The sequence below is a fragment of the Paenibacillus sp. DMB5 genome (assembly GCF_001517085.1).
Taxonomy (GTDB): domain Bacteria; phylum Bacillota; class Bacilli; order Paenibacillales; family Paenibacillaceae; genus Paenibacillus_AQ.
In genome coordinates this window covers 21,032-31,885 of record NZ_LRAC01000162.1, presented here as the reverse complement: position 1 = coordinate 31,885, position 10,854 = coordinate 21,032, and the positions used below count along the sequence as shown (strand labels likewise).

Below are 10,854 nucleotides of genomic sequence, written 5' to 3'. Positions count from 1 at the left end.
ATCTGCAGGGCGCAGCCGCAGATAGCCCTGCCGGTGCAGCAGCAGCAACAGTTCAGCGCTGCTGCGAACCCGTGCGCCGCCACGCTCGCGATGGCAGCGCCGGTAATGCCCTGCTGCGGCACCAGCAGCAGGTTGAGGGCTGCCTTCAGCACAGCGGCAGCCAGGAGATGCAGCGCCGGCGCGCGCACGGCGCCCAGGCCCTGCAGCAGCGCGGCAGAGATGATGCTGATCGTACCGCCGGCGGCGGTAAAGGCCAGCCACATCATCGTGCCGCTGCCTGCGGCATCGCCGTACAGAGCCAAGTTAACGGGCTCTGCCAGAACCGCCAGGCCGACCGAGGCGGCCAGGCCCAGCAGCCAGAACCAGCGCAGCGACAGGCTGCAGCGGGTCTGGATCAGGGCATCATCGCCTCGGTACTTCGCTTCCGCGAGCGCGGGGATGAAGACGACCGACAGCGAGGTCGCCAGCATGGTTACGATCTGCACGAGCGGCAGACCGCGGTTATAGATGCCGAACTGGGCCATGGAGGCCGTCTCGCCGTAAGCGGGCGACAGCAGCCGCGGAACGGTGAAGACATCGACCAGCCCGATCAGCGGCACAGCCAGCGCCCCCAGCATCACTGGCAGGCCGTAGGCCAGCAGCTGCCAGGCGGACGCCCGTTTGATCCGGCCTGCAGCCGCAGCATTATTGCTGAGCAGGGTTTGCCCAACGGCTGATGCATCCTTTCCGGACAGCCGCCCGCCCGTCTGACGGCGGTGCCGTCTCCAGAAGAGCAGCATGACCAGCAGCCCGGCCGCTCCGCCTGCTGCCGATCCGAGCAGCGCACCAGCAGCGATCTCTGCTGCTCCAGCCCCGCGTCCGGTCAGATACAGCAGCAGCGCGATCATGACAATGACGCGTACTGACTGTTCAACAACCTGTGAGACAGCGGTTGGCAGCATATTGTGCAGCCCCTGAAAGTAACCGCGCACAGCTGCCATTAGCGGAACAACTGCCAGCCCGAAGGCGCTGGTATGCAGGGCCGGGATAATGTGCGAATTGCCCACAATACGGGCGATGACAGGAGCGCCTGCATAGGTTAGTATACCGATGATAATCCCGCAGACCGCGGTTAGAACGGCTGACAACCGCAGAACCCTGCGTCCCTCCGCTTCGTCGCCTCCGGCGGAGGCTTCGGCTACAAATTTGGAGATGGCTGACGGCAGACCCAGCATGGCTACCGTAATCAGCATCGTATACAACGGATTAACCGTGTTATAAATGCCAAATACGGCGTCTCCGCCCAGATTTTGCAGCGGTATTTTTTGCAGGGTACCGATAAGCTTGGATACAATGGCTGCCGCGCTGAGAATAAATGCCCCTTGCAGCAATTTTGAGCCGGGTGTGCCTGATTTCATAATTTACCTGCTTCTGCAGCAATAACCGCTATAATAGGATGAATTTCTATATTATACCGCAAGCAGGCAGACGACAAAACCCCGCCCCCCTTGATCTAGGATCAAAAGGAAAGCGGGGCTCCCGGCACCAAACCTTCTACTGCTCCATTTGCTTCCCCAGGAAGGCGGCAGCAGTCTCGGCCATCTTTACTTCCATCTGTGACATTTTTACTGAATCGTCCTTGTTCATCAGTACTACACAGCCGATCGGATCACCACCGGAAATAATGGGGGCAGCCACATAGCTGGACAGCAGTTCGGAATGCTCTTTACTGATGTCGTAATTTCCGCCGTTCGTCTCCAGCATGGTCTTGCGGCTCTCCATGACCTTCTCGAGCAGCGCCCCGACCTGCTTGTCCAGATATTCCTTCTTGGAGCCGCCGGCCAAAGCGATAAAGCTGTCCCTGTCGGTAATCATTGTAATATGCCCTGTACCCTCATAAAGCGATTCCGCGTATTCTTTGGCGAAGTCGCCCAGTTCCCCGATAGGAGAGTACTTTTTCAGTATGACTTCACCGTCGCGATCAACGAATATTTCCAGCGGATCCCCTTCACGGATACGCAGTGTACGTCTAATCTCTTTAGGAATAACAACACGGCCCAGGTCATCAATACGGCGAACAATACCAGTAGCTTTCATTTCACATGTTGCCCCGCTTTCTTAAGAAGTATGGTCCAACTACTGTCCATTACGGGAAAGAATAATCCCGGTGATTTATCGTAATATCTGACCATAGTATTCATCTGTTCCCAATTCCTTATACATGCCCGGCCCTTAAATAAACACAAGCTCCAGGTCCGTACATTATCCGGGTATTCATACCAAGCTTGTGCCTGATTGCCCTTTAGTATACATACACTCCTTACGCAAAAAAAAGCCATCCCTCGCTTGGAAGCGTCAGGATGGCTTGTCCGTATGTGCATATTATTGGGCTGCTTCTGTAGCAGCCGGTGTTGCGCTTGGTGCTGCAGTAGCTGCAGTACCGCTATCCGTTGTTCCGGATTCTTCGGCAGCGGCGGTGCTCTTAGGCAGATTGATCTCGATATTCAGTGAATCAAGCTCCTCATCAAGGAAGGTCTCCAGGTTCTTTGAAGCCAGCGTGCTCTTGACGGTTTCCTTCTGCTCGTCAGTCAGCTTGTCAAAGGTGGTCTCTGTACGTGACTCCACTTCAATGACGTGGTATCCGAAGCTGGTCTTTACCGGATCACTGATGGTGTTCAGCGGCAGGGTCTGTGCAGCCTGTTTGAATTCCTCAACATAAGTGCCCAGAGCCTTGTCTTTGTATTCGCCGCCGGACTCAACCGAGCCGGTGTCATCAGAGTACTCCTTGGCAATTGCCGCGAAATCACCGCCAGCGTCAAGCTTGGCCTTAACTTCGTTAGCGCGCTTCAGTGCATCCTCATCCGTCCGTTCCTTGCCGTCAGCATCAGTCAGGCCGACCAGGACATGACGCAGTGTAGCAACGGTGTAGTCCCCTTTGGTTGCCTCAAACTCAGCCTTAACTTCATCGTCGGTAATTTTCAGCAGCATGTCCTGGTAAACGGTGAGTACACGGACCATGTAGGAGCGAATGTCTGCTTCAGTCAGACCCGCTTCCTTCAGAGAGCTTTCGTAAGTGTCGCCCAGCGCCTCTTTCATTGAGCTTACCTGTACATCCGCTTCTTTCTCGGCCTGCTTCTTCGCCTCATCCGTAGCTTGTCCCGACAGATATTCAAAGGCAACCTCCTGCTTCAGGATGGATTCCTTAAAGGCGTCAATCTCCAGGTATGCCGCCTGCTGCGGAGAAAGGAACTTCATGACCTTAGTATCCAGATCGAATTCCTTCTCTGTAATCGTTCCATCCTTGTACGTTGCGACTGCCTGGGTGTTATCCTCGGCTGCGGTGTTATTATTATTGCTGCTGCAGGCAGACAGCATGGAGAAGGAAACGGCTGCGGCTAAAGAAACCAGCAGCACCTTCCATGATTTTGTTTTATTTACTGACATTGTGTAATTCTCCCTTCGGTTTTAACGACTCTTTGGCTGCCGCCAGAAACTGCTCCAGCAGATCAAGCAGCTCTTTATCACTGAGATCCTTGGCTTTGATGCGGATGCCAGCCTTGGCCTCTCTATCAAATTGTACACGTCTTTCGAAGCTATTACCAACTTTGGCGAGCTTAGCCGTATCAAAAGCGGCCGCGCCCCCTTCATGGAAATTAAGCGATACCTCATCACCGCGCCGGACCATGGACTCCATGCCGTACAGCTTACCGTATACTTTCAGCCGGGCAACCGACAGCAGATTGACGACAGCTTCGGGTAATTCGCCGAACCGGTCAAGCAGCTCGTCCTCCAGCTCACTTGCATCCTCAAAGGAAGCCACTGCCGCAACCTTTTTATAGATTTCAATTTTCTGGATGCTGTCGTAAATATACTCTGACGGAAGATAGGCGTCAATCGACAAATCAATGACCGTATTTCCCTGCTTCAGCGAAGTATCCTCTTCGCCGAGCACAGTAACCTTACGCTTTCGGATTTCCTCTGCAAGCATCTGTGAGTACAGATCAAAGCCGACCGAAGCAATGAAGCCGTGCTGCTCTGCCCCGAGCAGATTTCCCGCTCCGCGGATCGAGAGGTCACGCATTGCAATTTTGAAGCCGGAGCCGAGTTCAGTGAACTCCTTGATTGACTGCAGGCGCTTCTCAGCTACCTCTGTCAGCACTTTGTCCCGCTGATAAGTAAAGTAGGCATAGGCGATACGGTTGGACCGCCCGACACGCCCGCGCAGCTGATAGAGCTGGGACAGGCCCATCTTGTCGGCATCATGGACAATCAGGGTGTTAACGTTAGGGATGTCAACCCCTGTCTCAATAATGCTGGTGCTAACGAGCACATCATACTCACCGTCAAGGAAATCGAGAATGGTTTTTTCCAGCTCCGATTCTGACATCTGCCCGTGCCCCACGCCGACACGCGCTTCCGGAACGAGCATGGATATCTGTGCTGCCATTTCATGAATCCCTTGAACCCGGTTGTACAGATAGTAAACCTGGCCTCCGCGGGCCAGTTCACGCTCTACAGCTTCACGTGTAAGAGTGTGGCTGTGCTCAACCACATACGTCTGTACGGGAAAGCGGTTCTCCGGTGGCGTCTCTATAACGGACAAATCCCGCACGCCCAGCATGGACATATGCAGCGTACGCGGTATAGGCGTTGCAGTGAGGGTCAGGACATCGACATTTGTTTTGAGCTTTTTAAGCTTTTCCTTATGGGTTACCCCAAATCTCTGCTCTTCATCGACAATCAGCAGACCCAGATCCTTAAAGACCATATCCTGCGAGAGCAGCCGGTGTGTTCCAATAATTACATCTACGGTTCCCTGCTTCACACCTTTAATCGTTTCATTCTGCTCCTTGCGGCTGCGGAACCGGCTGAGCACCTGAATGTTGATCGGGTAGTTGCCAAAACGCTCGCGGAACGTCTCATAATGCTGCTGAGCCAGAATGGTGGTCGGTACAAGCACAGCTACCTGCTTGCCCTCAATCGCCGATTTGAACGCGGCACGGATCGCGACTTCGGTCTTGCCATAGCCTACATCCCCGCACAAAAGCCGGTCCATGGGACGGTTCTGCTCCATATCCTTTTTAATTTCTTCAATTGCCCGGAGCTGGTCGCGCGTCTCCTCATACGGGAACATTTCCTCGAACTCGCGCTGCTCCTGTGTATCCTTCTCGAACCCGTAACCGAGTGCGCTCTGCCGTTCCGCATAGAGCTTGATCAGGTCATCGGCAATGTCCTGTACAGAGGAACGAACCTTGCTGGTGACTCTCGTCCATTCGTTGCCGCCCAGCTTGTATACCTTTGGCTCCTTGTCTTCTGAGCCGACATATTTCTGAATCAGGTCAATCTGGTCAATCGGTACAGACAGCTTGTCGCCGCCGGCATACATGATATGCATATAGTCACGGTGAATTCCGCTGACCTCCAGCGTGCCGATGCCCATATACTTGCCGATACCATGATTCTGATGAACGACATAATCTCCGATTTTGAGCTCGGTATAGCTCTTGATCCGCTCGGCGTTATCAATTCCCTTGGACAGCTTGCGCGCTTTGCGCTGCTTCTGGGAGAACATCTCACCCTCGGTGATGACGGCCAGATGTATCGACGGCAGCTCAAATCCTGAGCCCAGGTTGCCCTGCAGCAGCATCGGCTCTTCAATACCGTAATCGTCGAGCACCCGGCGGACACGCTCCATCCGCTCCTCGCTGCTTGCGAGCATTACTACCTTCACGCCTGACTTTTGCCAGCGCTCCATCTCCGACTTCAGTACATTCATCTGCCCATGAAAATCCTGCATGCCGCGGCTGATGAAGCCCAGGATGTTCTGCGGCTGGATATGGGGAACCTGACGCAAAAAGATCGACATGAACAGGCTCTGGAACGGGCGCCGGTACATGATAACATCATTATCTACCGAGAGATGAAGATCGGGCAGATTCTTCCCGTTCTGAAGAAGGTGCAGGTTCCACTCGGATTCGTCACGTTCCAGCTGCTTCGCCGTTTCCAGCAGCCGGGCCGGCTCATCCAGCACCAGAAGGGTATCCTCGGCCATATAGTCATACAGATGCGTACGCTCAGGATATAAGAGACTGATATATTTATAGATTTCAGGGAAATAGGTGCCTTCACGCAGCATTTCAAGCTCCCGGCCCATTTCCTCACGCAGACGCAGCTTCGCCTGGCGGTCGGTCATTTTCTCCAGCTGACGCTCCAGCATCGCCGCTGCCGCGGTTGCAGCCGAGTCCAGCCGGGACTGGTCGGCAATGATTTCTTTTGCCGGGGTAATTTTTACACTCCGGACTTTATCAATAGACCGCTGATCTGCCGGATCAAAGGTACGGATCGAATCGACCTCATCATCGAACAGCTCCACCCGGTAGGCCAGCGGAGAAGTCATCGGATAGAAGTCGATAATGCCCCCGCGTACACTGAGCTCACCGCGGTTCTCTACACGCTCTACCCGCTCATATCCCATCTCAATCATCGACATCAAAAATTCATCAAGGGAGAGGGTTCCCTCCTGAGATATAGTCAGCTGTGCTTCTGCCATTACATGAGGTGCAGGCAGCAGCCGGCGGACGCCGGAATAGGGAACCACGACAACTCCGCGGAAGCCCTGTGCACACCGGGTAAGCACGTCAATCCGCTGGGCCAGCGTCTCCGGACTGGATACTGCCGCTTCAGCCGCAACCAGCTCATTGGCAGGATAGAGCAGCACCCGGTCAGGAGAAAGCGCTTCCTGCAAATCCTCAGCCATCTTCTGGGCCGAGAACATATTATGCGTTACTACAAGCAGCGGCCGGGCGAGCTCTTCATGCAGTGCCGCCAGCATAATTTGTCTGGCAGAGCCGGAAAGCCCCGAGATCAGCTGCTCCTTCATACCTGCTGCTACGCCACGGGTAACAGATTGAAAATCAGGATCTTTGGAAAAAGCCTCTATAAGACCGTGTAACAACGAAAGACACCTCTCTAACTGAACAGGCCGCAGTGATTTATCGATCACTGCCTCCCGTTATGATTGGAATCGAAAACAAGCCTTAGCATTTAGGCCAAGGCTTACGGTTGACAACAGAGACAGCCGCATTCATGTTACTGAAGCGGACTGGCCAGGAGGCTCAGTTCAGGATTGTTATCCAAGGCCTGCTTGCAATAATCGCAAGTAACCTTCACCGTGATTTCGCCGTCTGAATCATACGCTATGATGTCTCTGCGTTCCGCAGGGGTCAAGGAGTGAAGGCCCAGTTGTATTTCTGTAGCGCTGCTTCTATTGATGCTTCCCAGAAATGTCCGGCAGTGCCTGCACACGTAGTGTATTGCCATCTATATGCCTCCTGAAGGTAGTATATACCCTTCAGTATGCCCCGTACCCTTTGTATTTAGCCCGGAACAGGGGCACGGGCGCTGCTGCTGTTAACCGTTGAATTTGGCCATTGTCTGCTCAAAGGTATGCTGCAGACTGAACTCCAGTGCATCACAGGTATCCAGAATCATCGACTTCAGCTTCTCCCCGTCCTTCTTGGGGAAGGTAGAGAGCACATAATCTACGATGGCATAGCCCGGCTCCGGACGGGAAATGCCCATCCGCACCCGGTTGAAGCTCTGGGTGCCGGTATGCTGGATAATGGATTTGATGCCGTTATGGCCTCCGGCGCTGCCTTGATACCTTAGCCGGATTTTGCCGATTTCGGTGTCCAGATCATCATACACTACAATCAGGTCCTCAAGTGTCACTTTATAATATTCCATATAAGCACGAACCGCTTCTCCGGACAGGTTCATAAAAGTCATGGGCTTAATCAGGACGGTCTTGACCCCGCCGATCATCCCTTCTCCGATCACGGATTTGCATTTGTTCTGATTAAAGCTTATTCCGTTTCTGGCTGCAAGCTCGTCAAGCGCCATAAACCCGACATTGTGCCTTGTCTTGGCGTACTGGGTTCCCGGATTTCCAAGTCCAACAATCCATTTCATGATTCCGGCCTTTCCTTTCTATCCTCTCGTAAGCAGAAGAGTTCCGTTTTTGGTACAATGAGTTGTATATACTCCAGAGACAGGTGATGAACGATGCCACATCAGGGCGAAATCTTAACGCTTCAGCGCCATTTCCAGTATCACATTCAGTATGCTGTGCCTGTCGAGATCTACAGGGACGATGTGTTCGTGGCTATCGGTGTAGTTACGGCCGTTGACGAGGGTTTTGTTGAACTGCAGGGCACCCTTTACAACCGCGGCATCTTTACCTTTGTTTCCCGTCCGGGGTACTAGAAGGCCGGCATACGCCGATAAGGGTTACATCTTCCGACACCGGAGGTGTAACCCTTTTTTTGCATATCAGATTCAGCCGGCGCACCGGCTTGTCCTACTCGATTTCGAACAGTTTGCTGATTGACAATTCCTCGTGGACACGGATAATCGCTTCACCCATCAGCGGAGCCACAGACAATACCTTTAGCTTGGAAGTCGGATTGGCACTGCGGATCGGAATGGTATCCGTTACGATAATTTCCTTAATCGGCGAATTCTCCAGGCGTTCATGCGCCGGGCCGGACAAAACAGGGTGGGTACAGCAGGCGTATACTTCCTTCACGCCGCCTTCCATCAGTGCATTGGCCCCCAGTACGATTGTACCGGCTGTATCGATGATATCATCGATCAGAATCGCGTCTTGCCTTCAATGTTACCGATAATGTTCATAACTTCACTGACATTCGGCTCCGGACGGCGCTTGTCAATGATAGCCAGCGGGGCGTTGAGGAAATCAGCAAGCTTCCTTGCCCGCACTACACCGCCGTGGTCCGGTGACACGACAACCGGATTCTCAATCTGTTTGGAGCGGAAATACTGGGCCAGAATCGGAACGCCCAGCAGATGGTCGACCGGAATATCGAAGAAGCCTTGAATCTGCATAGCATGAAGGTCCATGGTAATAACACGGTGCGCGCCTGCCTTCTCAATCAGGTTCGCTACCAGCTTGGCTGTAATCGGATCACGGGAACGTGCTTTGCGGTCCTGACGCGCATAGCCGTAGTACGGTATAACTACGTTGATGCTCTTGGCCGAAGCGCGTTTGAGCGCATCCACCATAACGAGCAGTTCCATCAGGTTATCGTTGACCGGGCCGCACGTGGACTGGACAATGTAGACATGGCAGCCCCGGACACTTTCCGAAAGCTTAACCTGGATCTCTCCGTCACTGAAGCTTGTAGTGTGTGACTCCCCCATCGGAATGCCGATATAGTCGGCAATCTGACTGGCCAGCTTTGGATTGGAGTTACAAGTAAAGATCTTTAATTTGGAATCGCAATAAGTCATAAAATATAAACCCTCCGTGACGGAATTTAACTTCCAAGCAGCGCCGGACACCCTTGTGCTCTGTCCGGCGCTTTGGCTTTGGCCTTTACGATGGACTAGGACTGTTCTTTCTTGGCTTTGGCGCGGGCGCGAATCTTGTCCGCATACCCCGGCTTATTCTCCTGTCTTACTCTGGCTACAGCCAGATCATTCTCCGAAACAGAGCGTGTAATCGTCGAACCTGCTACAACAAAAGCCCCTTTGCCCACAGTTACCGGAGCAATCAGATTGACGTTGCTGCCGATAAAGGCATCATCCTCAATGGTGGTCTTTGCTTTATTATATCCGTCGTAGTTAACGGTAATTGCACCGCATCCGACATTGACGTTCTTGCCGACAGAAGCATCCCCGATATAGCTTAAATGTGATACTTTGGAGCCGTCGCCGATTGTCGCATTCTTGACCTCTACAAAATCGCCGATTTTCACTTCTTCACCAAGCACCGCGCCCGGCCGCAGATAAGCGAAAGGACCGACAGATGCCCTTGCCCCGACAGTAGCCTGGCTCAGCACGGAATGCTTCACGGAAGCGCCGTCCCTGATTTCAGAATCCTCAATATCACTGGACGGTCCGATTACACAGCCCTCTCCGATTACGGTCTTGCCTTTGAGCTGAGTCGAAGGGTGCAGAATGGTATCCGCACCAATGACAACATCCGCTCCGATATAAGTCGAGGCCGGATCAATGATCGTTACCCCGTTAAGCATATGTGTCTTGTTGATCCGCTGGCGCATATGTCCCTCAACTTCGGACAGTGCGAGCCGGTCGTTAACGCCAATAGACTCCGCAGCGTCATGAGCCTGATATCCCAGAACGATATCACCCTGTGCCCGGAGTATGCCGATACAATCGGTTAAATAATATTCCTGCTGATTATTGTTGTTCGTCACCTGTTCCAGCGCGGCGAACAGCTTAGCATTATCAAAGCAGTAAGTGCCTGTATTAATTTCCTTCACAGCCGCCTCTTCCGCCGAGCAGTCCTTCTGTTCAACAATCTTCAGCACACCGCCGTCTTCTCCGCGGATAATCCGTCCATAACCGGCAGGCTGGTCCATTACAGCAGTCAGTATAGATGCTGCCGCCTGCTGTCCTTCATGCAGCGCCATTAATCCTTCCAGCGTTTCAGGCGTAATAAGCGGGGTGTCTCCGCAAATGACGATCGTCGTGCCTTCTTCACCGCCGAGAAGTTCCTTAGCCTGCTTCACAGCATGCCCGGTCCCGAGCTGGGTTTCCTGAAGCACATATTCAGCATTCTGGCCCAGATAAGCCTTCACTGCGTCTGCTCCATGTCCGACTACTACAATATTGCGTTCACATCCGGTCGCCTTTACGGTATCAAGCACATGCCCTACCATCGGCTTGCCGCAGACGGGATGCAGTACCTTGTATAATTTAGATTTCATGCGCTTGCCTTGACCTGCAGCAAGTACAACAGCCATTCTTTTCAAGAATGCCAACCTCCTACTTCTTGAGCTCACTACTGAATATATCTCATTCCGGGCAAAAAGAAAAGAGAACCATGCT

Annotated in this window: 8 protein-coding genes and 1 pseudogene; 1 reads left to right on the top strand and 8 read right to left on the bottom strand. The window is 53.2% G+C overall.

The features are described from left to right. The 6 genes from AWJ19_RS29825 to pth all read right to left on the bottom strand — a co-directional run. The coding region (locus tag AWJ19_RS29825; RefSeq protein ID WP_068728927.1) for a polysaccharide biosynthesis protein at window positions 1-1,397 on the bottom strand (1,397 nt) is incomplete at its 3' end. Window positions 1,398-1,533: 136 nt separating this feature from the next. Further along, on the bottom strand, window positions 1,534-2,076 hold the full coding sequence (spoVT, locus tag AWJ19_RS29820; protein WP_068728925.1) for a stage V sporulation protein T: 543 nt from the start codon (window positions 2,074-2,076) through the stop codon (window positions 1,534-1,536). Between the two features lie 285 nt (window positions 2,077-2,361). Beyond that, on the bottom strand, window positions 2,362-3,423 hold the full coding sequence (locus AWJ19_RS29810) for a peptidylprolyl isomerase (RefSeq protein WP_068728921.1): 1,062 nt from the start codon (window positions 3,421-3,423) through the stop codon (window positions 2,362-2,364). Then, window positions 3,410-6,934, bottom strand: a complete 3,525-nt coding sequence (mfd, locus tag AWJ19_RS29805) for a transcription-repair coupling factor (protein ID WP_068728919.1) — start codon at window positions 6,932-6,934, stop codon at window positions 3,410-3,412. Before mfd ends, AWJ19_RS29810 begins: the two co-directional genes overlap by 14 nt. 134 nt (window positions 6,935-7,068) lie before the next feature. Further along, window positions 7,069-7,299 carry an anti-sigma-F factor Fin family protein gene (locus AWJ19_RS29800; protein WP_068728917.1) on the bottom strand — a complete coding sequence of 77 codons (231 nt, stop codon included), beginning with the start codon at window positions 7,297-7,299 and terminating at the stop codon, window positions 7,069-7,071. 90 nt (window positions 7,300-7,389) lie between these two features. After that, window positions 7,390-7,950 (bottom strand): aminoacyl-tRNA hydrolase, encoded by a 561-nt coding sequence (gene pth / locus AWJ19_RS29795; RefSeq protein ID WP_068728916.1) that lies wholly within the window; start codon window positions 7,948-7,950, stop codon window positions 7,390-7,392. A 93-nt stretch (window positions 7,951-8,043) separates the two neighbouring features. Here pth and AWJ19_RS29790 point away from each other — a divergent pair, with 93 nt between their 5' ends. After that, window positions 8,044-8,244 (top strand): hypothetical protein, encoded by a 201-nt coding sequence (locus AWJ19_RS29790; protein WP_068728914.1) that lies wholly within the window; start codon window positions 8,044-8,046, stop codon window positions 8,242-8,244. A 94-nt stretch (window positions 8,245-8,338) separates the two neighbouring features. Here the strand turns inward: AWJ19_RS29790 and AWJ19_RS29785 are convergent. Both AWJ19_RS29785 and glmU read right to left on the bottom strand, forming a co-directional pair. After that, window positions 8,339-9,291 (bottom strand): annotated as a pseudogene (locus tag AWJ19_RS29785) (ribose-phosphate diphosphokinase). Between the two features lie 95 nt (window positions 9,292-9,386). After that, the gene (gene glmU / locus AWJ19_RS29780) at window positions 9,387-10,778 is read right to left on the bottom strand and encodes a bifunctional UDP-N-acetylglucosamine diphosphorylase/glucosamine-1-phosphate N-acetyltransferase GlmU (RefSeq protein WP_068728911.1); all 1,392 of its coding nucleotides are present in this window, start codon (window positions 10,776-10,778) and stop codon (window positions 9,387-9,389) included. Between the last annotated feature and the right edge of the window lie 76 nt (window positions 10,779-10,854).

Coding starts and splice junctions, on each gene's coding strand:
- spoVT (WP_068728925.1), bottom strand. CDS start 2,076: ATGAAAGCTACTGGTATTGTTCGCCGTATTGATGACCTGGGCCGTGTT.
- AWJ19_RS29800 (WP_068728917.1), bottom strand. CDS start 7,299: ATGGCAATACACTACGTGTGCAGGCACTGCCGGACATTTCTGGGAAGC.
- pth (WP_068728916.1), bottom strand. CDS start 7,950: ATGAAATGGATTGTTGGACTTGGAAATCCGGGAACCCAGTACGCCAAG.
- AWJ19_RS29810 (WP_068728921.1), bottom strand. CDS start 3,423: ATGTCAGTAAATAAAACAAAATCATGGAAGGTGCTGCTGGTTTCTTTA.
- AWJ19_RS29790 (WP_068728914.1), top strand. CDS start 8,044: ATGCCACATCAGGGCGAAATCTTAACGCTTCAGCGCCATTTCCAGTAT.